The sequence below is a fragment of the Streptomyces sp. NPDC050738 genome (genome assembly GCF_040654175.1).
In the GTDB taxonomy this organism is placed as follows: Bacteria; Actinomycetota; Actinomycetes; order Streptomycetales; family Streptomycetaceae; genus Streptomyces.
Genome location: NZ_JBFAHN010000002.1, coordinates 541,020 through 561,752 on the forward strand (window position 1 = coordinate 541,020; position 20,733 = coordinate 561,752).

At 69.6% G+C, this 20,733-nt stretch carries 16 protein-coding genes; 6 read left to right on the forward strand and 10 right to left on the reverse strand.

The genetic code is table 11. The features are described from left to right. Window positions 1–213: 213 nt before the first annotated feature. Together AB0H78_RS06680 and AB0H78_RS06685 are read right to left on the reverse strand one after the other, a co-directional pair. Window positions 214–1,218, reverse strand: coding sequence for a hypothetical protein (locus tag AB0H78_RS06680; protein WP_363233157.1), 1,005 nt, complete (start codon window positions 1,216–1,218; stop codon window positions 214–216). A 934-nt stretch (window positions 1,219–2,152) separates the two neighbouring features. Continuing rightward, window positions 2,153–3,538 carry a hypothetical protein gene (locus AB0H78_RS06685; RefSeq protein ID WP_363233158.1) on the reverse strand — a complete coding sequence of 462 codons (1,386 nt, stop codon included), beginning with the start codon at window positions 3,536–3,538 and terminating at the stop codon, window positions 2,153–2,155. A gap of 154 nt (window positions 3,539–3,692) precedes the next feature. Between AB0H78_RS06685 and AB0H78_RS06690 the strand changes: the two genes are divergently transcribed. Continuing rightward, on the forward strand, window positions 3,693–4,418 hold the full coding sequence (locus AB0H78_RS06690) for a type II CAAX endopeptidase family protein (RefSeq protein ID WP_363233159.1): 726 nt from the start codon (window positions 3,693–3,695) through the stop codon (window positions 4,416–4,418). Between the two features lie 5 nt (window positions 4,419–4,423). On the opposite strand, the gene AB0H78_RS06695 is transcribed toward AB0H78_RS06690, so the two are convergent. Then, entirely contained in the window at window positions 4,424–6,178 is a 1,755-nt protein-coding gene (locus AB0H78_RS06695; RefSeq protein ID WP_363233160.1) for an alpha/beta-hydrolase family protein, read from the reverse strand. 115 nt (window positions 6,179–6,293) lie between these two features. Between AB0H78_RS06695 and AB0H78_RS06700 the strand changes: the two genes are divergently transcribed. The 4 genes from AB0H78_RS06700 (at window position 6,294) to AB0H78_RS06715 (ending at window position 8,840) form a co-directional block, all read left to right on the forward strand. Next, the gene (locus AB0H78_RS06700; protein ID WP_363233161.1) at window positions 6,294–7,004 is read left to right on the forward strand and encodes a spermidine synthase; all 711 of its coding nucleotides are present in this window, start codon (window positions 6,294–6,296) and stop codon (window positions 7,002–7,004) included. Between the two features lie 94 nt (window positions 7,005–7,098). After that, window positions 7,099–7,596, forward strand: coding sequence for a pyridoxamine 5'-phosphate oxidase family protein (locus AB0H78_RS06705; RefSeq protein ID WP_363233162.1), 498 nt, complete (start codon window positions 7,099–7,101; stop codon window positions 7,594–7,596). Between the two features lie 125 nt (window positions 7,597–7,721). Next, complete coding sequence (locus AB0H78_RS06710) at window positions 7,722–8,135, forward strand: phage tail protein (protein ID WP_363233163.1); 414 nt, start codon at window positions 7,722–7,724, stop codon at window positions 8,133–8,135. Between the two features lie 30 nt (window positions 8,136–8,165). Further along, window positions 8,166–8,840, forward strand: coding sequence for a 2-phosphosulfolactate phosphatase (locus AB0H78_RS06715; protein ID WP_363233164.1), 675 nt, complete (start codon window positions 8,166–8,168; stop codon window positions 8,838–8,840). On the opposite strand, the gene AB0H78_RS06720 is transcribed toward AB0H78_RS06715, so the two are convergent. From AB0H78_RS06720 to AB0H78_RS06740, 5 genes are all read right to left on the reverse strand, one after another. Further along, window positions 8,812–10,569: a trehalase family glycosidase gene (locus AB0H78_RS06720; RefSeq protein WP_363233165.1), complete on the reverse strand. Its 1,758-nt coding sequence runs from the start codon at window positions 10,567–10,569 to the stop codon at window positions 8,812–8,814. The genes AB0H78_RS06715 and AB0H78_RS06720 overlap by 29 nt on opposite strands. 50 nt (window positions 10,570–10,619) lie before the next feature. After that, complete coding sequence (locus AB0H78_RS06725; RefSeq protein ID WP_363233166.1) at window positions 10,620–11,444, reverse strand: carbohydrate ABC transporter permease; 825 nt, start codon at window positions 11,442–11,444, stop codon at window positions 10,620–10,622. Beyond that, window positions 11,441–12,412 carry a sugar ABC transporter permease gene (locus AB0H78_RS06730; RefSeq protein ID WP_363233167.1) on the reverse strand — a complete coding sequence of 324 codons (972 nt, stop codon included), beginning with the start codon at window positions 12,410–12,412 and terminating at the stop codon, window positions 11,441–11,443. Before AB0H78_RS06730 ends, AB0H78_RS06725 begins: the two co-directional genes overlap by 4 nt. A 20-nt stretch (window positions 12,413–12,432) precedes the next feature. Next, the gene (locus AB0H78_RS06735; protein ID WP_363233168.1) at window positions 12,433–13,680 is read right to left on the reverse strand and encodes an extracellular solute-binding protein; all 1,248 of its coding nucleotides are present in this window, start codon (window positions 13,678–13,680) and stop codon (window positions 12,433–12,435) included. Between the two features lie 71 nt (window positions 13,681–13,751). Then, window positions 13,752–14,777: a LacI family DNA-binding transcriptional regulator gene (locus AB0H78_RS06740; RefSeq protein ID WP_363233169.1), complete on the reverse strand. Its 1,026-nt coding sequence runs from the start codon at window positions 14,775–14,777 to the stop codon at window positions 13,752–13,754. Window positions 14,778–14,982: 205 nt separating this feature from the next. On the opposite strand from AB0H78_RS06740, the gene AB0H78_RS06745 reads away from it, so the two are divergent. Further along, the gene (locus AB0H78_RS06745; protein ID WP_363233170.1) at window positions 14,983–18,645 is read left to right on the forward strand and encodes a LamG-like jellyroll fold domain-containing protein; all 3,663 of its coding nucleotides are present in this window, start codon (window positions 14,983–14,985) and stop codon (window positions 18,643–18,645) included. Here AB0H78_RS06745 and AB0H78_RS06750 read toward each other — a convergent pair. After that, window positions 18,642–20,387 (reverse strand): proton-conducting transporter membrane subunit, encoded by a 1,746-nt coding sequence (locus tag AB0H78_RS06750; RefSeq protein WP_363233171.1) that lies wholly within the window; start codon window positions 20,385–20,387, stop codon window positions 18,642–18,644. The two genes, AB0H78_RS06745 and AB0H78_RS06750, sit on opposite strands and share 4 nt — an antisense overlap. After that, window positions 20,384–20,731, reverse strand: coding sequence for a sodium:proton antiporter (locus AB0H78_RS06755; RefSeq protein ID WP_363233172.1), 348 nt, complete (start codon window positions 20,729–20,731; stop codon window positions 20,384–20,386). Before AB0H78_RS06755 ends, AB0H78_RS06750 begins: the two co-directional genes overlap by 4 nt. Window positions 20,732–20,733 lie beyond the last annotated feature (2 nt).

The following is a 20,733-nucleotide window of genomic DNA, read 5'->3' on the forward strand; positions in this document are numbered from 1 at the left end:
CCGGGACATCGGAGAGCGCCCGCCGCAGGTTGGTGACGAGCCACCTGCTTGCCGAAGACCATGTCATCGGGCGGGACTGGGTGCCATCGAGGGAGATGACAGTTTGGTCTCATCGATGCTGAGGGTGCTGTCTATGGCAAGGCTGCCTGAAACCTGATCACGTCCGCATTGGCGATGACTTGACGACCCGAAGGAGCCCTCGCTAGCGGTGGCCTACCGCCACGGGGTCTGGGCGCGCTGGGCCTCTCGCTGTGCGGAGAGAGCGTCTGCTCGGGCCATGGACAGGAGGTGGACGAGCCGCCCGGCTGAGTTGGTGGTCCACCAGCAGCGGGCCTCGGGAGAGAACGCGGCCTTGGGGACGTTGTCGATGGCCTCTTGGTAGACGGCTGGTGAGTCGTGCCACTCAGTGTCGGCGATCACCCGCAAAGAGCGAGTCGAGAGACCATCAAGGATGGTGAAGAGCTGAGGGAGGGCGGTCAGGCGGTGTCGGCTGTGGCTGGCTTGGCGGACACCGCCCGGGTATTGGGCCCAGAGGAGGTACTGGGCCGGCCAGGGCAGATCGATCACCTCGCCCCCGTCGTAGGCCACGACCACCGGCTCGGCCAGGGAAGCGGCAATGCCGGTCACCATTCCTCGCCCCGTGTCGTGTAGTTGATCGACCAGTCTGGTCACCCACGACTCATCGCGAAGGTCGCGCTTGATTCCGCGCTCCAAGGCATCGCGAGCGCGGGCCCATCGCGCCGCGACAGGCGAGGTGTGGTCGTGCTGCTCGGCAGGGGCGAGACGCATGAGGGCCCGGAGCCACCCCTCACACCATCGGTCGAATCCATACTGGTAGTCATAGCGGGCCGGGTCCGACGAGGTGTCCTTCACCTCTTGTGCGGCCAGGGCTTCCTCGCAGATCTCCTCCCACATCTCCTGCCAGGGGAGCCGGAACTTCCCAGGCCGACGGCGACGGAAGTCGGAGTCGAGGAGCGCGGCCGTTCCGATCAGCAGTAGCTCCTCCCTGGACTCCCCGTCTCGGTACGCGTCGACATGGCGTGCCGCCAACCGTTCCTGGGCGGCGTCCAGTGCCAGGAGCGGCTTGCGCAGCAGACGGTGGGCGTCCTTGGAGTCGCTGCCTCCCGGGCCGTGCATGCCGAATGCGAGAACGTCGCAGTACGCCTCCAGGTCATGTCCGGAGTCGAGCCGATCAGCCAGCGCGCGCAGCGCTTCCATACGTGAGATCAGATGGCGGGCCTGCGTGTAGTAGTCAGGGAACGGGCTGGGACAACGCCGACAGCCGCCGGGCTCGGGAACGTCGGCCATGCTGCCGCGGTCCGGTACACGCAGGCTGACACCAGCCCGCTGCGCAGGGACTCGGAACGCCCCGCACTCCGCCGACAGGTGGAGCACTGAGCCGGTAGCTGACTGCCACAGCGGTACGTCCATGCCTGCCAGGGGACCGAGTGGAACATCGCGTGCCGTTGGAAGAGGAACCTCGTCATCTGCTGCAACGCTCGGGGGCATGCTCGTGAGCTCCTGGCTAAGGATGCCGGATGTGTGCCGCACCAGCCTGTCGTATGCCCGAAGGTCAAGACATGGCTTTCGCCGATCGGATGGAAGATCACGTGTCACGTTCGTGTCACCACTACCGTCGACGCACCTGGATCACAAAGGCTCCACCTGCGTGAACGGCGTCGGTCTAGACCACGTAGACGCCATAAGACGCCTTCGCCCACCTGTGCCAGGTCGTCCCCAGCGAGGGACCCAGAACCAGAACAGGGGCGTCCTCAGGCCCGTCAAAGCGGTATTGCAGGGTTTCAGCGCTCGTCGTACTCACCGACTCACGCTCTCACATCTCCCACTTTCACCCAGCGAGGGGTGGGCGCCCCGACCAGACCTCCATATGCAACGGCCGCCGGACGCAGATCCTCCACATCCGGCAAGGCGTCCTCGCCGATTTCAGACGACCACGGCACCGAACACCCGCCATCCCGTCGCATCACGGCCGATTTGTGCGGTCTCGGGGTCCGCGGGGTTGTACGTGATCTCGGCCCGCTGCGCGGCTCCACCCCATGTGGACGCCGAACCCCCCTCCGCCGATCGTCGGCCCTCGCGGCCGTGAGGACCGTTCAAACCGGATGTCGCCGCAGAGGCAGCCGGCCCCAGGTCAGTTGGACCTGCGCCGTGCCCTGAGAACCATTCCTGAACCCACCACCAGCAGGGCCGCCACAATGCCCAGCAGGCTGCCGTACGTTCCTGCCCCTGTCTCGGCCAGTTGCGGCGCAGGCGTGGCCGGGGCGGGCGCGCCTGGGGCGGGCTCTGCCGAGGGGACCGGCTCGGCGGAGTCGTCGGGGGAGCCTGGAGACGCGCTCGGACCGGGTGCCGACTCCGGAGCCTCCTCGATCCGCAGTGTGGCGACCGACCGGACACCGACAGGCGAACGGGAGCCACCGCTCGCAGCCGCCGTGAGTTCGGCGCCGAGCGTCAGCAGGCCCGCCGGCGCCCCTTCGGCCACGGCCACGGTCAGTGCTGTGGTGGAGGAGCCGGACGGCTCCAGCGTCGTGCCCTTCGGGAGTGCTGCGGTGAGCGTGCCGTCGGGGTGGGCGGTCAGCGGGATGCGCTTGCCCTGCACGGTCACCGTCACATCGTCGGCCTTCAGGCCCGCCGGGCCTTTCAGCGTCAGTTGCGTGCTGGTGTCCGGGTATTCGGGACCGTCGGCCGGGTTCGTGTACGTCACCGAGACCGCGGCCGGCTTTCCCCCCGCGACGATGCGCTTCGGAGAGGTCAGAGCCGCCTTGGCCCGGCCCTCGACGGCGAAGTCGTAGGTGGTCCCGGCGACCGTGACGCCGTCCACGTAGGTGTCGAGTGCCGCCGTCGGTGAGCCCAGCCGGCCCACCCGGGCGATGACACCGAGAGCTCCGTCTCCAGGAGCGGTGCAGGCAGAGGCGAATTCGGTGAGCGTCGCGTCGCCCTGCGCCGGGAACGTCGCCACGGCGCGCGAGGTGCGCCACGAGGACGTCCCCGAGGCCACGAAGCTCTGCCAGGTGTCGGGGACGACACCGCTGCGGCCTTCGCTGTCGGTATTGCGCCCCGGTTCGAAACTGATCGTGGTAAAGACCCCGCCGCACAACATGGGGAACTGCAGATTTGCCCCGGCGTTCGCAGCGGTGGACTGCGCCGAGTTCTGGTACGCGGAGTAGGAGATCCCGGAGGCCAGGAGAGATGCCAGCGTGATCGGAGCAGCGAAAGCCCGGGCCGCCTGGGAGGTTTCTCCGCCCCCGATACCCAGGTGAAGACTGCCGTTGAGCCATTGGGCGTCGGCGAAGGCGGCGACCGCCTGGGACCCGTGGGCGATTCCGGCGTTCGCCGGGTCGTCCTGGAGTCTGAACCACGGCCCTGCGGCCCCGAGGTCACCCGGGGGGACGACCGTCGCGTCCGCGGCGGCAGCCGTCGGCACACCGGCTCCTGAGAGGGCGAGTGCGGCCGCCAGAACAAGGGGAACGAACGCGGGGCGACGCTTCATCACGGGCGGCAGCATCGAGATCTCGTACATGAATGTCCTTTTAGCAGCCCATGCGTGAAGAGCGGCTCATCCCGATCCACACCGGCGCAGGAATCACGGGGACGGCCGTATCCCGGCCCCGTCCGCCCGCTGCCCGCGCGCCGGTCGAATGGCCGCGGTCGGCCGCCGGCCGCACGATGGCCTGGTGTCAGCGTCAGCCTCCCTTCGACTGCGCCGCCCGGTCCCGACCGGGTTCGCCGTCGGGGTCACCGTGGTTCTGCTGGTGCTCACCAATCTGGCGAACAACCGGTGGGCCCGGTCCTGGGGGCTGCCCGTCTCCCTGCTCGTCACCGTTGCGCTGCTCGGCATCGTGTACTGGTCCGGCGGCGGATGGCGCGACGTCGGGCTCGCGCGGGACACGCTCGGCCGCGGACTGCGCTGGGCGGCCGCTCTCATCGGAATCGTGGCCGCGGTCTACGCGTGCGGGGCGGCACTGCCCTGGACACGCGAGCTCTTCGCGGACCAGCGCAACAGTGGGCTCGGGGCCGGCGAGGTGGCCTGGCGTGCGCTGGTCGATGTGCCGTTCGGCATCGTCATGCTGGAGGAGGTCGCGTTCCGCGGGGTCCTGTACGGCCTGGTGCTGCGCCGCAGAGGGCATCTCACGGCGACCTTGTTCTCCTCGACGCTGTTCGGCCTGTGGCACATCCTGCCGAGTCTCTCCCTCGCCACCGCGAAACCCGCCCTGGACCCGGGCTTCGGGGGCACGGTCCTCGGCACGGTGCTGGTCGACGTCGGAGCCGTACTCTTCACCGCGGCGGCAGGCTGCCTCTTCTGCGAACTGCGCCGCCGCAGCGACAGCCTGCTGGCACCAATGGGGCTGCACTGGGCCACCAACGCCCTGGGCTACATCTTCGGCTTTCTCCTGCGCTAGGCCCGTCAGTACGGGGACTCCCGCTGCTCGATATGGCGGCGCAGGCGCGCCGTGTCCTGCGCCGTCCACCCCTCGCGCGGAACGATCGCGGCCCAGCCGTCCACCGGCCCTGCCCCGTACCGGTGCCCGTGCGGGGCCTCTACCCCGTAGGACACCGCCATGTCGATCGTCGTCTGCCAGAAGGTGACGAGCGGAAACCAGCGGATCTCCGAGGTGATGTCGGGACCGAGCGGCTTGTCGAGCCACTCGGGGCGGCGGAGCAGAAGGCCCGTGGACCACCACACCACCGGGTCGGAGGCATTCTGCAGATAGACGACGCGCGGGTGTCCCCAGGCCCCTTCGGGCCGCCGCAGATCCTCTTCGGGGAACTGCGCCACGCGTACGTTCCTGCCCCCTTGGTACTGCGGCCGCCACACCGGGCTTCCGGCGTCCCGGTGATCCCTGATCTCCTGCGACATCGGGGCGAAGTTGGGCGTGCCGATCACCAGCGCCCCGTCGGTCCTCGCGAGCAGGTCGTCGACGCCGTCGAACGACGATTCGACGGCATAGCCGCCCAGGCTCTCCCCGGTGACGACGAGCTTCGGGCGATGGCCCTTCGGGAGAGCCGACCACTTCTCGTGGACGGCCTCCACGAGATCCCGGGTGGCCTGCGCGGCCCGTTCCTTGTCCACGAGGAAGGACACCCAGCTGGGCAGGTAGGAGTACTGCACGGCGACGATGGCGGTGTTGCCGTCGTGCAGGTACTCCAGCGGCTCGCTGATGTCGGAGTTGATCCAGCCCGTGCCGGTGGTGCCCGCGATGGCCAGGACGTCGCGGTCGAAGGCGCCGGTCCGCTCCAGTTCCCGTACGGCCAGCGTCGCCTTGCCCTTGAACGGGTCCTCGTCCCCGCTGAAGGCTTCCGGCGCCGACGCGCTGATGTAGATGCGCACGGGGTCCTTCGCGGGCCGCCCGGTGAAGTCGCTGATCTGCTGTCGGGTCAGTACGGAACCGATGAAGTTGCGCCCCTGGAAGCCGAGGTCCTGCCAGGCGACCAGCGAACCGGGTCCGCCGGAGACGAGCGGCGACACCGGCTTCTCGATGCCACCCCTGGTACCGCCGTTGACGGTGTACGCCATCCGGTCCGCCACATCGATGACGCCCCGCTGGAACACCACATTGCGCAGCCCCACGGTGACGATCAGGGCGCTGAGCGCGAATCCCACCGCGATCGCGACCGGCAGCGGAACGAAGCGGTGCAGCAGCCGGATCAGCCGTCGTGACCCCAGCCGGATCGAGCGCGCCACCAGCAGAATCAGCGCCCACAGCAGGACGGCGATCAGCGCGATCACCGGGATATGCCAGGCCAACGCCTCGGGCAGGCCCTGGAGTTCACGCAGTCTGCGCTGCATGTGAGCGCTCTCCCAGATCAGCAGGACGCTGAGCACCGGGCCGAGAATCCAGTACGCCTGCCAGATCCTCGCCCGCGTCACGCGGCCCGGCCGCCAGCGGAACAGGGCGCGGCACGCCGTGCTCGCCACCGAACCCACGGCGTATCCGAGGGCGGCGGAGATCCCGCCGACGACGCCCTGCAGAAGCCATGGCCGCGGCACCAGCGAAGGTGTCAGCGACATCCAGAAGAAGACGGTCGCACAGCAGACCCCGGTGAAGTCCGGCCAGCGCCTCACCAGGTACGAGCTGTTGGCCCTGTCCCTATAGGGTTTCCGTGCAAACCCGACGAACCGCTGCCTGAGCGGTTCCTTCCCAGGGGTCTCTTTGCGCATGATCCGCACGCTAACCGTCTGCCGGCGAATCCCCGCGCGCCCACGCAGTACGTGACCGCCCAACGGGTCAGGCACCCTCGTCTGTCGTGACCCGCGGCGCAATGGAGGAGATTCGATGAGTACACGATTCCAGGAGCTCGACTGGCGCCAGACGCCCTTGGGCGAGCTGGCGCTGCGCCGCCGGTGGTACCCCGGCATCGGCAAGGACGTCTACGAGATCAAGCTCAACGACGAGTTCCTGATGTCCAGTCTGTTCACCTTCGCCGAGGAGGAGTTGGGACGTCTCGCCCTCGCGGAGCTGACGGAACCCGCGGTCGACGTGCTCGTCGGCGGGCTCGGCCTCGGCTGCACCGCCGAGGCGGTGCTGGCGGGCGAGAACCTGCGCTCCCTGGTCGTCGTCGACGCACTCGGTGAAGTGATCGATTGGCACCGGAAGGGACTGATTCCCGCCGGGGTGGCATCGGATCCCCGATGCAGCTTGGTGCATGGCGACTTCTTCGCGCTGCTCCGCTCCGACGGCGGGCTCGACCCGTCCCGTCCCGGCCGGCGGTTCCATGCCATCGTCGTCGACATCGACCACTCGCCCCGCCATCTGCTGCACCCCTCGAATGCGGATCTCTACGAGGTCGAGGGCCTGCGGAGGTTGAGAGAACAGCTGCTTCCCGGCGGGGTGTTCGCGCTCTGGTCGAACGACGCACCGGACGAGCGGTTCACCACGACGCTCACACAGGTGTTCACCGAGGTGCGGGCCGAAATCGTCACCTTCGACAACCCCCTGCAGGAGCGCGAGGCCGCCAACACCGTCTACCTCGCGAAACGGGCGTGAGCCCTGGATGTCGAGAACGTCCTGCCCGCTCCGTCCCAGGGGCACGAGCGGCCAGGAACGAGTCGCTCGGCGACGCCGACGAGGAGCGATCACCATGCAACCGACCGAGGTCACCGAGATCCTGAACCAACCGGTCAGCCAGGAGCTGCTGGCCCGCGACCTGACCCGCCTGGCCTACATCGCCACGGATGGGACACCGCGCAGTATCCCGATCGCGTTCGCCTGGAACGGCACGGAGATCGTCCTGTGCACGTCGAAGAACGCCCTGAAACTGCCCTCGCTGCGGAAGAACCCGGTGGTGGCCCTCACCATCGACACCGAGGTCCACCCGCCGAAGATCCTGCTCGTCCGCGGGCGCGCGGAGCTGGACGTCGTCGACGGCATCCCGGACGAGTATCTGCAGATGAACGGCAGTTACGAGATGACGCCCGAGCAGCGCGTCGAGTGGGAGGCCGAGGTCAGGTCGCTCTACGACGGCATGGTCAGGATCGTCGTCACCCCGACCTGGGCGAAGCTCATCGACTTCGAGACCACCCTGCCCACCGCGGTCGAAGAGCTGATCCGGCAACGGGCCGAACGGCAGCACGCCTGAGATCCGCGGGGCCGGAGCTGCCCGAAATACGCCGATCGGCGCTCGACAGCCTCCACGCCCGGAAATAGCGTTCGCCTCCGGGCCGTCGGCAACCGGGCGGGCGGCCGCGCGAAGGGGCGGTCCACATGGGGATCTACGACGGCGCCATCTCGGCCAACCGCTTCTCGATCACCATCGACGGCTACGAGATCGCCTCCTTCGGCCAGTTGAGCATGGTCGGCACCGTCGAGGTCATGTACGACGCGGCCGGCAAGCCGGTGGCGCCTGGCAGTCGGGCCCGCGCCGTGCTCCAACGCGGGCTGACCTCGTCGACGGAGCTGTGGGGCTGGCACCAGGCCGCGGCGTCGGGCAGCGCCGCGGGACGTCGGAGCGCCACGCTGGTGGGGTACACGCCTGACGGCAAGGCGGTGGTCAGGTACTACCTGGAGAAGGCCTGGCCGGTGAAGATCGAGGTGGGCCCCGTCCCGGGCACGACCACGCAGCAGCTCTGCGAGACCCTCACCCTCAACTGCGAGGTCCTGTCCCGCATCAGCCCGTAGCCCGGATCGGGGGTGCGCGATCATGACCGGATGCACACTCGATTCCTTGGTATCCCTGATCTGGTCGACACCCCGTCCGTGGCGGTCGTGGTCGACGTCATGCGCGCTTTCACCGTGGCCGCCTGGGCTTTCGCCCAGGGGGCGGAGAAGATCGTTCTGGCCGGGTCGCTGGACGAAGCTCTGGCGCTCAAGGGCCGCCACCCGGATTGGGTGGCGCTCAAGGACGGTCCGGCCGCGCCCGGGTTCGACGCCGTCAATTCGCCCGGCCTGCTGCGGTCGATGGACCTCGGCGGACGGACCGTTGTGCAGAAGACCACGGCGGGGACGGTCGGCGCCCTTGCGGTGAAAGACGCGTCGCTGGTGCTGTGCGCCGGTTTCGTGGTGGCCGAAGCAACGGCCGGGCTCCTGCGGACACACGAGTGCGAGAGCGTCACGTTCGTGGTCACGGGCGAGGACGGGCAGGCCGATGAGGATCTGGCGTGTGCCCAGTACATCGCCCGGCGGGCCACCGGCGCCGGCACGGATGCGGCCGAGTTCCTCCGCCGTGCCGGCGCGTCACGCGCCGCCGCCGAGCTGGCGGAGGGCGTACGCCAGGGAGTTCATCCTGATGACGTCGCCCTCTGCCTTGAGCTCGACCGGTTCCCCTTCGCCATGGTGGCGACCCTGGAGGACTCGCTCATGGTTCTCCGTCCGCGCCCCGCGTGACACCCCGGCCCGCGTGCGCTTCGGCGAGCAGGAGGTAGCTGCTCGCCGTCCAGGTGTACGCGCGGTCGCGCAGGCCCTCCCCGGTCAGGGCGTCGAAGTTCTCGGCGAAGCCGTGGGTCTCGCACAGCGCGCGGAAGCGGGTGCTGATCTCGTCCGCCAGCCGGTGGCGGCCCGCGCGGCGCAGCCCGTCCTCGATGAGGACCGTGGTGGGGGCCCAGATCGGGCCGCGCCAGTAGCCGTCGGAGGTGTAGTGCGGTGAGGTCGGCACTTCGGTGGCCAGGCCGTACGCGGTCAGGTGGGTTTCGATACGGGCCGCCAGCACGCCGCTGACGGCATCCGGCAGGTGCTCGCCCAGCACGATGGGCATCAGGTCGAGGAGGCTGGAGCTGTGCCGGCTGTCACCGCTCTCGACCCCCCGGGCGGCGAACCGGTCGCCGTTCCACAGCTGGTCGAGCATCGCCCGCTGCGTCGCCTCGGCCGTGCGGGTCCAGCGGAGGACTTCGTCCGGCAGGTTCAAGTACGTGGCGAGGTCGGCCAGTTCACGCAGTTGCAGGACGAGGAAGGCGGCCAGGTCCGCCGTGACGACCGCCCGTTCGGGGTCGAAGGTGGTGGCGTTGTCCCAGCCGCTGTCGTTGCCGTGCTGGTAGTGGGGCAGCGCGTCACCGGGGGCGCGTCGCGAGGTGAGCCAGAACTCCGTCCAGCGCGTCAGCCTGTCGTACGTCTCCGCCAGTTCCGCCCGCCCGGGCGGCGTAGGCAGCCGGCGCCTCAGGTGGCCGAACGCCCAGCCGTGGATGGGCGGTTTGACGAAGTTGCGGAGGATCTCGGAGTGGGTGACGGAGTCGGGCAGCGCCCCGGCCGCGTCCTGGTGGTCGAACGGCAAGTGGTACTGATCCCAGGCCAGTTCGGGGTGTCCGGGCGCCAGGGCCAGGGCGTTGAAGCAGTGGTCCCAGCTCCAGACCTTGTCCATCCAGTGCTTGGACATGAGGACACCCGGCCGGGCGAGGAAGCCCGCAGGGCGGACCGTCGCCGACCACACCACGTAGGCGGCGAGTTCGGCGGCCGGGTACGCGGCCGAGCGCCATGGGGCCGCTGTCTCGACGAAGTCCGCGAAGGCGTTCCTCTCGGCTTCGACGATCTTGTCGAAGGCTGCCGCCCGGGTGTACGCGGGGCGGGCGGTGTCGAGTTCCTCGATCGCGATCTCCCAGAGGCCGTCGGCGTCCATGGCGACGGTCAGACCGCGTTCCCCGCCGTTCAGGGCCTGGCTTCCGACGATGTCGGCAGCCGTTCCGCGGAGCACGGTGACGCGGTAGCGGCGCCCGGTCTCGTACGAGGTGAACACGTGCGCGCCCGCGGCCGCGTCGCGAAAGAAATAGGTGCCGCTGAACGGGGTCAGGGTCCGTGCGGCCGCGCCGACACGCAGCGCCATCCCCGCACCCCGCAGCCGTACCGTGTCGGGCGACTCGTAGGAGAGATCGACCCGGCCGGCGGCGCCGATCCAGCTCAACAGGCCTGGCGCGGCCTCTACTTGGGTCTCGGCCCGCTCGCCCGTCGCGGCGTCCAGCGGCACGAGGCGGAGTACGCCGTGCATGCCGTTCTGGTGCGAGACGAGGTGGAGGTCCTCCGCCCGGGTCTTCTCCGCCACCACCGGGGAGATGTCGAACCAGGACCCGTACGTGCTGAACGGGATGTCGTGGAGGGAGAAGGCCGGGCCTGATGGGGCGGCGGTCATGAACGGTCACTCGATTCTCGCGCAGGGGCGGAGGAGGAGAGGGGAAGACGTCAGTCCTTGACCGCGCCGGCGGTCACGCCCGCGGCGACGTAGCGCTGCGCGAGGACGATGATGACCGCGGCGGGCAGCGAGGCCACGACCGCGGTGGCCATGATGGCGTTCCACTCCTGGTTGTTGTTGCCGATGTAGTGGTAGATGCCGAGGGTGATCGGCTCGTGCGGGCCGCCGTTGACGAGCGTGCCCGCGAAGACGAAGTCGGACCAGGACCACAGGAACGCGAACAGGGACACCGTGACGACCGCGTTGCGGCTCATCGGCAGGACGATCGACCAGAAGGTGCGCAGCGGACCAGCGCCGTCGGTCTTCGCCGCCTGCATCAGTTCACCGGGGATCCCGGACATGAACGCGGTGAAGATGAGCACCGCGAAGGGCACGGCCAGGGTGGAGTCGGCGACGATCAGGCCGGGGACGGTCTGGAGCAGGCCCAGGCTGAGGTAGATGGCGTAGAAGCCCATCGCCATGATGATGCCGGGGATCATCTGGGCGGCCAGCAGGACGAAGCTCAGGATGCCGCCGCCGCGCGGGCGCAGCTTGGCCAGGGCGTAACCGGCGGGGGCGGACAGGGCCACGGTCAGCACGACGGTGCCGAGGCCGATGGCGAGGCTGGTGCCGAGGTACGGCAACTGCTCGTGCAGGACGGTGCGGTAGCCGGCCAGGGTGCCGTGGACGGGGAACAGGTCGGGCGGGCTCTTGCGCATGTCCTGGTCGCGGGTGAAGGAGACGTTCACCATCCAGTAGACCGGGAAGAGCATGATCGCGGTCAGCAGGACACCGACGGCTGTCTTCCCCCGGCTGCGCTTGGTGCTCTGCCTCATGACCAGGCCTGCTTTCGCTGTACGCGGATGTACACCAGGCCGAAGGCCAGGGCGGCGACGACGAGGAGGTTGCCGACGGCCGCGCCGGGGCCGAAGGCGGGCAGCACGTTGCCGAATCCGAGCTGGTAGGACCAGGTGGCGAAGGTCGTCGACGATTCCGCCGGGCCTCCCTTGGTCATGATCCAGATGATGTCGAAGACCTTGAGCGTGTAGACGAGGCCCAGGAGCAGGGTGATCGCGGACACCGGCCGCAGCAGCGGGAAGGTGATGCTCCAGAACCGCCGCCACGCGCCCGCCCCGTCCAGGGCCGCGGCCTCGTACAGACCGGCCGGGATGGACTGCAGGCCGCTGTGCAGGACGACCAGGTTGAACGGGACCCCGATCCAGATGTTGGCGATGATCACCGAGATCAGTGACCAGGTCGGCGAGGTCAGCCAGTTCACCGGGCCGATGCCCACGCCGTGCAGGACGGCGTTGACCACGCCCGAGTCGCTGTTGAGCATCCACGACCAGGTGGAGGCCGACACGATCAGGGGCAGCAGCCAGGGCACCAGGAACAGGGCCCGCAGGGTGGCGGAGAGCCGGAAGTGCTGGTGGAAGAAGACCGCGAGGGCCAGGCCGATGGCGTACTGGAAGACCAGGCACACGGCGGTGAACAGGGCGGTGTGCAGCAGGGCGGGCAGGAAGGTCGCGTCGGCGAGGACGGTCCGGTAGTTGTCGAGGCCCGCGAACGGGGCGTTGCCCTGGACGAAGGAGCGGACGGTGTAGTGGCGCAGGCTCAGATCGAGGTTGCGGTAGAGCGGATAGGCGTAGAAGAGGGCGAGGTAGAGGACCACCGGGGCGAGGAAGGCCCAGGCGGCCCACTGCTGGGAGGTGGGGCGGCGGCGCGCCCGGCGCGGAGCCGCTTCGGCCGGACCGGCGGGTCCGTTCACCCGCCGGGAGCGCGGCACTTGTGTGGCGTGGCTCATCAACAGGGCCTGGACTTCCGCTACTTGACGGACGACTGGGCGGCGGCGAGCGCGTCCTTCGGGGACTTCGAGCCGCTCAGCGCGGACTGGACGGCCTTCCACATCTGCTCGGAGATCCTCGGGTACTTGGTGCCCAGGCCGTCGCCGGTACGGCCCTTGGCCGCTCGGACCGCGTCCACCCATGGCTTGAGCTCGGCGTCGGCCGCCAGCTGCTTGCCCTGCACCTCGGCGGTGGGCGCGATGTAGGAGAGGGTGGTGTCGGTGTCGTACAGGCTCTGGGTGCTGGTGAGACACGCGGTGAGTTTCTGCGCGGTGGCGTAGCGGCCGGTGCTGCTCTGCACCGGGATCGTGACGAACTCGCCGCCGGTCGGGGCCGCGGCGCTGCCGCCGTCGGCTCCGGGGATGGGCAGGACGCCGTAGTCGAGTCCCGCCTTCTTCGCGTTGGCGAGCTGCCAGGTGCCGTTCTCGGCGAAGGCGTAGTCGCCGGTCTCGAACTCCTGCCAGCTGGTCGTCTGGGTGTTGTTGAGTACGGAGTTGGGGGCGTAGCCCTTCCCCAGCCAGTCCTTCCACAGGGTGAGTGCGGAGACGGCCGCGGGCGAGTCGAGTTCGGTCAGTTTCGCGTCCGCGCCCCAGAACCACGGCAGGAACTGGAAGCTGCCCTCCTCGGTGCCGATCGCGGAGAAGGTGATGCCCTTCTTGCCCGCCTGCTTGGCCTTGGCGAGCGCCGCTGTGAGGGTCGGCCAGTCCTTGACCGAGGTGATGTCCACGCCGGCGTCCTTCAGGACCTTCTTGTTGTAGTAGAGGGCCAGGGTGTTGGCGCCGATGGGGGTGCCGTAGGTCTTGCCTCCCAGTTGGCCGGCGGCAAGGAGGTTGGGGTCCACGCCCGAGGTGTCGAGCTTGTTGTCGTCGGTGGTGGTGAGGATGCCTGCCTCGGTCAGGGTCGACACCACCGGGTTGTCGACGATGAGGACGTCCGGGGAGTTGTCCTGCTGCGCGGCGAGGAGCGCCTTGTTCGGCAGATCGCTGGTGTCGAAGCCGGTCCGCTTGATCTTCACGCCCGCCTTGGCGCCGCAGGAGTCGAGCAGCTTGACCCAGGCGGAGCCCTTGGCGAACTGCGGATAGGGGTCCCAGACGGTGTACGTACCGTCGTCCGCGCCCTTCGCCCCTGTGCCTCCGGAGCCGGAGCCACAGGCGGTGGCGCTGAACGCGAGTGCCAGGACGGTCACGGCCGCGGCCTTCAGGCGGCGCTTTCCGGAGGAGCTGTTCATCGCTGGTTCCTTTGGTTTGGGCATGCGGGTGCCTGGGCGGGGTGGGCGGGGTGCTGAAAGGTGGGGTGCGGTCAGGGCGTCGCGGGGGTGCCGCCTGCGGGTCCGGTGCTGGCCCGGAGGGAGATGGGCGGTACGAGGAGGTGGTGGCGGGGGGCGGCGGCGGGGTCGGCGAGCCGCTCCACGAGGAGGTCCACGGCGAGGCGGCCCAGTTCCGCCGCCGGTACGTCGGCCGCGGTGAGCTGCGGGGTCACCGTCTCCGCCCAGCGACCGGCCACGACGCCGGTGACGGAGAAGTCGCGGGGTACATGACGGCCGGCCTCGGCAAGGCCCCGGTAGAGCCCGCCGAGTGCGGCCTCGTTGAGGGTGACCAGGGCCGTGGTGGCCGGGTCGTCGTTCAGGATCTGTTCCACACACCGCTGGCCCGAGGCGGCGTCGTCCCCGCAGCAGTACGTACGCACGGTCAGCCCGCGCTCTGCCGCGGCTTTGGTGAAGCCGTCCAGGCCCCGTTGCGCCGACTCGTACCCGCTCCGCAGCAGTTGTTCGGGGCGGTTGACGAAGGCCGCGCGGCGGTGGCCGAGATCTGCCAGATGGCGGACGCACGCCTCCACCAGCGCGGTGTGGTCGAGCCCCGCCCACCAGCCGTCCTCGGGATGGGCGGTACGGCCGATGGCGACAAAGGGAAAGTCCGCCGCGGCCAGATGGTCCGCCCGGTCGTCCTCGAGGCGTATCTCCATCAGGATCGCGCCGTCGACCCGCCGCTCTCCGAGGAGCCGCTGGAAGGAGCGGTCGCTGTCCACGCCGCTGGGCGACAGGAGCACGTCGTAGTCGCAGGCCGCGGCGGCCTCCACCACACTGCCGATGAAGTCCAGTTGCATGCCGGTGTAGTGGTTGCCGGCCGGCGGGAAGATCAGGCCGAGCGTGCTGGTCCTGCCGTTGGCCAGGGCGCGGGCGCTGGCGCTGGGCCGGTAGCCCAGTTCGTCGACGACCTGCTGGATCTTTCTGCGGGTGGCATCCGAGACCGGGCGCTTGCCGCTCAGTGCGTAGGACACGGTGCTCCGCGAGACACCGGCCAGCCGGGCGATCTCACCGATGTTCACGGGAACTCCTTCGTCGAACCGGTTCGCGTGAAGTGAAGGTAGGAATCGGCGGAACGACTGTCAAGAGTCTGGACTCACTTCGCCAAAACCCGCTGAACAAAGGGAAGTTCCCCGTACCGGAGGGATTGCTGACCACTTTTCCCGGTGCTAGCTTCCTCGAACCGGTTCGACGTACATCTCCTACTCAGGATTGAGGACGCGATCCATGCCCTCCGCTGACAGATCCGCCCGGCGCCGGGGCCCGGCCGCCGTGGCCCTGACACTCGGCGCCGGCCTGCTGGTCACACCCGCCGCACCCGCACAGGCGGCCGACGCACCCCGGCCCGCCGCCCACTACACCTTCGACCAGGACGACCTCGCCTCCGGCGAGATCGCCGACAGTTCGGGCAACGGCCTGACCGCGAGCCTGCTCAACGGACCCACCGCCCGGTCCGTCGCCGGTGCCGACGGCGGCAAGGCACTCGCCCTGCCCGGCGGGGCGTCCACCTCCGACGGCGCATACGTCCGGCTGCCGCGCGAAGTCGTGGGTGAGGCAACCGACTTGACGGTGTCCGCTCGCGTGAAGTGGGGCGGCGACACGTCGTCCTGGCAGCGGATCTTCGATCTGGGCAGCAACGACACCAGGTATCTCTTCGCGACCCCGTCCAACGGCGGTGGTGTGCTCCAGACCTCCGCGACCACCGGCGGAGGCGGCGCGGAGGCGCAGACTCGCGGATACGCGATGCTGCCCGCGGACGAGTGGCGTACGGTCACCGTCACGCTGGACTCCACCGCGGGGCGGGTCACCACCTATCTCGACGGCGCGGCGGTCTCCTCCGCCGCGACCGGCATCAAGGCCGGTGATCTCCTGGACAGTTCGGCCACGGCAGCCGGCTACCTCGGCAAGTCCTTCTACCCCGACCCCCTGTTCAAGGGCGCGATCGACGACTTCGTCGTATGGCATGCGGCGCTCAGTGCCGAGCAGGTGGCCGGCACGGTCACCACCGTGCCCACGCTCGTCGCGCTCTCCAAGACCTCCTTCGAGGCCCGGACCACGGCCGGTACGGCTCCGTCCCTGCCCGCCGCCGTCCGCTCCTCCTTCTCCGACGGCTACGACCGGGACACGCCGGTCACCTGGGACGCCGTACCGGCGGAGAAGTACGCCGCACCCGGGACGTTCACGGTGGCGGGAACGGCCGCCGGACGCGCCGTGCGGGCGACCGTGACCGTGGTCCGCGAGGGCGAGCTCACCGTCGACCTCGCCTCGGACACCGGTGCGTTCCACGGGGGCGCCTCCGGCACTCTCTACGGCGTGTACGGCCCCGACGTCCCCACGAACAATCTGATGGAGGGCATGGGCCTGCGCACCGTCTCCACCAAGGCGCAGGACGGTCCGCAGCACCCGGGTGCCGACGCCCTGGACGTGGTCAAGCCGCTCGCCGATTCCACCGACGGCGACGTGTACATCTACATGACGGACATCCACCGCGGCTTCCCCTACCAGTGGCCCGGGAACACACCGGCCGAGAAGCTCAAGCTCTACCAGGAGAAGATGGCCCAACAGGTGGACCAGGTACTGAAGTTGCCGGAGAAGTACCAGGACAACATCGTCTTCGTGCCGTTCAACGAGCCCGAGGGCAACATGTTCGGCACCGGCGAGTGGAGCTCCAACAAGGTCAGCTGGCTCACCGACCCCGCCGACTACTTCGCCGCCTGGGACAGCTCCTACCGCCTCATCAAGGCCAGGATGCCGGACGCCCGCATCGCAGGACCCAACACCAGCGTCCTCTACGACCAGGTGAAGGGATTCCTCACCCACGCCCTGGCCGCAGGCACCCTCCCCGACGTCATCACCTGGCACGAACTCAGCCACCCGGAGGCGGTCCGCGAGAGCGTCGCCACGTACCGCGCGTGGGAGAAGGACCTCTTCAAGGGCACCACGAGGCAGGGCACCCAACTCCCCGTCAACATCAACGAATACGCCTTCAACTACCACACCTCCGTACCCGGCCAGATGATCCAGTGGGCGTCCGCGATCGAGGACTCCAAGGTCGACGCCGACATCGCGTACTGGAACATCGACGGCAATCTCTCCGACTCCGCGGTGCAGTCCAACCGCGGCAACGGCCAGTGGTGGCTGCTCCATGCGTACGCCTCGATGAGCGGGCACACGGCGAAGGTGACCTCACCGTTCCCCGGCGAGAACTACACGATGCAGGGCGTCGCCACACTCGACGAGCAGAAGCGCCAGGCCAGGCTGCTCTTCGGCGGGTCCTCCGGAAAGGGCCACATCACCTTCGCGGGCATCCCGGAGAAGCTCTTCGGAAGCCGGGTGCACGCCTGGGTGCGGGAGATCGAGTGGAGCGGACAGCTGGGCGACTCCCCCGGGCCGCAGCTTCTCGGCGAGAAGGACCTGACGGTCGGTGACGACGGCTCGGTCGTCGTCGACTTCGGCGACGGCGCGCTGCCGAAGCTCTCGGACTCCTCGGCGTACGAGATCGTCCTCAGTCCCGCGGGCAAGGCCACGGGCACCCAGTCCCCGCCCACGCGCTGGAAGGCTTCGTACGAGGCGGAGGACGCCGCCCACACCGGCACCGGCTATACGAAGAACGGGCCGGAGGGCTCGCCCGCGGACGTGTCGAAGTTCTACACCTCCGGCGGATACGACGTCGGCGGGCTGCGCACAGGATCGGACGTCACCCTGGACTTCACCGTCGACGTGCCCGAGGACGGCACGTACGACCTGAGCGTCTTCGCCAACTCCCTCAACACCTTCGACAAGGTGAAGGAACAGGGCCCCACCAACGTCTTCCTGCGTGTGGACGGCAAGGCGGCCGGCGAACAGGAGCTGCACCTGCCGCTCGGCTACAAGTGGGTGGTGTGGGACCACACCGACACCAAAGTCCCCCTCACCAAGGGCAGGCACACCCTGACGCTCGCCGCGAAGAGCCTCGACGGCAAGCGCAGCACCCAGGGCGACGCCATCGTCGACCACCTCGCGCTCTCGCTCCCCGAGGCGTCGGCCACCACGCAGGTGTACGAGGGCGAGCTGGCCTGGCTCGGCGGCGGCGCGCAGCCCCTCTACACGCTGCCGAAGCAGGCCAAGGCCCCCGCCACCGGTTCGGGCGCGGCCCGGCTCCCGCGCGGCGGGACCGCCACGTTCTGGGTCTACTCCCCCGCCGACCGTGAGGCCACGCTCAGGGTCGACACCCTGGAGGGCACCGGCGCCCGGCTCACCGTGAACGGACACGACGTCCTGCAGCTGTCCAAGGGCAGGAACAGCACGGCGGTCTCCCTCTCGGGAGGCATCAACAAGGTGACGCTGACCGGCAGTTCGCCCACCACACTCGTCGACCGCCTCACGGTCGCACCCACCCAGGGCGCACTCCCGGCACGCACGTACGAGGCGCAGGATGCCAAGCTCACGGGCTCGGCCACGCTCACCCCGCTGTCCCTGGCCACCGACGGCACGGCCATCACCGGAATCGGCGGCGCCCCCGGCAACACCAACACCGCGACGTTCACCGTGGAAGCGGACAAGCCCGGTCTGTACGCGCTGCGCGTCCGCTACTCCAACCCCGAACAGTCCGAGGCCACCCACTACAACCCCGACCCGCTCGCCCGCCATGCCGACATCACCGTCAACGGCGGCGCGGTGCAGCGCGTCGGCTTCCCCCACAGCTTCCACGCCAACAACTTCTGGGAGCTGACGGTCCCCGTCCGCCTCACCAAGGGAAAGAACACGATCGCCTTCGGCTCCGGGGAACTGCCGAACTTCGACGGCACCACGTACGCCTCGGACACCTTCCCCGGCGTACTGCTCCGCTCCCGCTACGCCCCGCTGATCGACCGCATCACGGTGGCGCCCTACGCGCGGGAGAGGAGCTAGAGAATGCCGGGAATCGTCAGGGCGCCGAGCAGCGCGGCGCCCATGAGCAGCCAGGCGACATAGTCGCCGATGTGCCCTGAATGCAGCCGGCGCAGGGGTCCGGTCCAGCCGTACGGCTCCTGGTGAGCGGGGGCGCGTACGGCGGCCGTGGCGAGTCCCACCGCGAGTGCCGCCGAGACGAGGCCCAGCAGCAGCCCGGCCGGCGACCAGTGCGGGGCCTCGTGCGCCGGCACCCCGAAGGCGCGGCCCGTCGCGGCCGTGAGGCCGGGGGCCAGGCCGACGGCCAGCGATCCGGCGAGCAGCACGGCCGGCACGGCGGCCATCGTGGCGGGGACCCGGCCGAGCTGGGCCGTGGTCTCCGGCTTCTCGCCCTCCCCGTCCGTCTCCTGCGCCGGGTCGCCCGTGGGCCGTGGCCCCAGCCCGAGGAAGACACGCGCCGCGACCCGGAGCACCGCTCCGGCGGTCACGGCGGACACGGCGACGAACAGCACGGTGAACGCACCGCCCGCCGCCTCCTCCGTGACCCCCTTGCCCAGCGCGGTGCCGAACGGCGTCAGCCCGGCCAGGGCCAGCCCGCCGACCGCGAACAGGGCCCCGGTCAAGGGGAGTTGGCGGGCCTTTCCGTACAGCTCGTGCTCGTCGACACTCCCGAAGCGGTCGAGCAGGATGCCCGTACAGGCGAACAGGGCGGCCTTCGCGCCCGCGTGACCCACCACGTACAACGCCACGCCCGCGTCGGCCTCCGGGCGCAGGAGCCCGATCCCGATGAGGAAGAGCCCGGTGTGCGCGACGGTCGAGTACGCGAGGAGCCGCTTGATGTGCCGCTGCTGCCAGCACATCACCGCGCCGACGAGCGCCGTCAGTACGCCGAGCACCATGAGCGCACGCCCGGCGTCCGGCGCGGGCACTCCGCCCGGACCGGCGAACACCGTGCCGTACACCCGCCATACGCCGTACACGCCGACCTCGACCATCACCCCGGACAGGAGCATGCACACCGGTGTCGGTGCGACCGCATGGGCATCGGGCAGCCAGAAGTGGAACGGCACGGCGGCCGCCTTGACCAGCAGGCCGGTCAGGACGAGCACGAACGCGCACAGGACCAGGGCGTCCGGGCCGCCGCCGTGCGCGGCGAGCGCCCGCCCGATCTGCCGCATCCCCAGCTCGCCGGTGCGCGCGTACAGGAGCACGATGCCGGTCAGAGTGGCGTACGCGCCAAGGGAGTTGACCACGCCGAAGGTGAGCGCGCCCTGGACCGCCTTGGCCTCCTCCACCCGGTATCCGGTCAGCGCGTACGCGACGACGCTCATCAGCTCGAAGAAGACGAACGCGTTGAACAGGTCACCGGTGAGCGCGAATCCGCACATGCCCGCCTGGAAGAGCAGGACCAGCGCGGGAAAGGAACCGGCATGGCCGCGTGGCGGTTCGTCGAAGTAGTGCCAGGAGTAGAGGAGTACGGCGACGACGAGCAGCGACACCAGGGCCGCGAGCCCCAGCCCCGGGCCGTCGCCGACCAGCGAGATACCCACGCTCCCGCCGCCGTGCGGGCGCCACCCGCCGACCCATTCGACGTCGTCCGGCGAGGCGTGGGACAGGAGAACCACGGCCAGCACGGCCGTGGCCAGCGCGAAGGCGCAGCCGATCGACTCGGCCACCACTCTGGGCAGCCGGCGCCCTGCGGCGACCAGTGCGGCGGAGCCGGTCAGCGGCAGCGCCACCACCATGGGGAGCAGGTGATTCATCCGCGCAGCTCGGAGAGTTCGTCGGGGTCGACTGTGCCGTGGCGTTTGGCGACCTGCACGACCAGGGCGAGCAGCAGGGCGGTGACGGTGGCCCCGACGACGACATCGGTGAGCGCGAGCGCCTGGACGACGGGGTCGACCAGCGGTCTGGACCCGGGCTCCAGGTCGGAGTGGACGGGCGCGGTACCGCCGTCGCGGTATCCGACGGAGAGCAGCAGGACGTACGTGGAGGACTGGCAGACCGCCAGGCAGCCCACCGCGTGGACCAGATGGCGGCTGGTGGCCAGGCCGTAGCAGCCGGCCAGGAAGATCCAGCCGGCGACCAGGTAGGGCAGTACGGACATCA

What these genes read in the sequence shown, in the direction of transcription:
- AB0H78_RS06750 (WP_363233171.1), bottom strand. Translation starts at nt 20,387, where the DNA reads ATGAATCACCTGCTCCCCATGGTGGTGGCGCTGCCGCTGACCGGCTCC.
- AB0H78_RS06735 (WP_363233168.1), bottom strand. Translation starts at nt 13,680, where the DNA reads ATGAACAGCTCCTCCGGAAAGCGCCGCCTGAAGGCCGCGGCCGTGACC.
- AB0H78_RS06725 (WP_363233166.1), bottom strand. Translation starts at nt 11,444, where the DNA reads ATGAGGCAGAGCACCAAGCGCAGCCGGGGGAAGACAGCCGTCGGTGTC.
- AB0H78_RS06705 (WP_363233162.1), top strand. Translation starts at nt 7,099, where the DNA reads ATGCAACCGACCGAGGTCACCGAGATCCTGAACCAACCGGTCAGCCAG.
- AB0H78_RS06680 (WP_363233157.1), bottom strand. Translation starts at nt 1,218, where the DNA reads ATGGAAGCGCTGCGCGCGCTGGCTGATCGGCTCGACTCCGGACATGAC.
- AB0H78_RS06720 (WP_363233165.1), bottom strand. Translation starts at nt 10,569, where the DNA reads ATGACCGCCGCCCCATCAGGCCCGGCCTTCTCCCTCCACGACATCCCG.
- AB0H78_RS06710 (WP_363233163.1), top strand. Translation starts at nt 7,722, where the DNA reads ATGGGGATCTACGACGGCGCCATCTCGGCCAACCGCTTCTCGATCACC.
- AB0H78_RS06695 (WP_363233160.1), bottom strand. Translation starts at nt 6,178, where the DNA reads ATGCGCAAAGAGACCCCTGGGAAGGAACCGCTCAGGCAGCGGTTCGTC.
- AB0H78_RS06715 (WP_363233164.1), top strand. Translation starts at nt 8,166, where the DNA reads ATGCACACTCGATTCCTTGGTATCCCTGATCTGGTCGACACCCCGTCC.
- AB0H78_RS06730 (WP_363233167.1), bottom strand. Translation starts at nt 12,412, where the DNA reads ATGAGCCACGCCACACAAGTGCCGCGCTCCCGGCGGGTGAACGGACCC.
- AB0H78_RS06745 (WP_363233170.1), top strand. Translation starts at nt 14,983, where the DNA reads ATGCCCTCCGCTGACAGATCCGCCCGGCGCCGGGGCCCGGCCGCCGTG.
- AB0H78_RS06755 (WP_363233172.1), bottom strand. Translation starts at nt 20,731, where the DNA reads ATGTCCGTACTGCCCTACCTGGTCGCCGGCTGGATCTTCCTGGCCGGC.
- AB0H78_RS06700 (WP_363233161.1), top strand. Translation starts at nt 6,294, where the DNA reads ATGAGTACACGATTCCAGGAGCTCGACTGGCGCCAGACGCCCTTGGGC.
- AB0H78_RS06685 (WP_363233158.1), bottom strand. Translation starts at nt 3,538, where the DNA reads ATGTACGAGATCTCGATGCTGCCGCCCGTGATGAAGCGTCGCCCCGCG.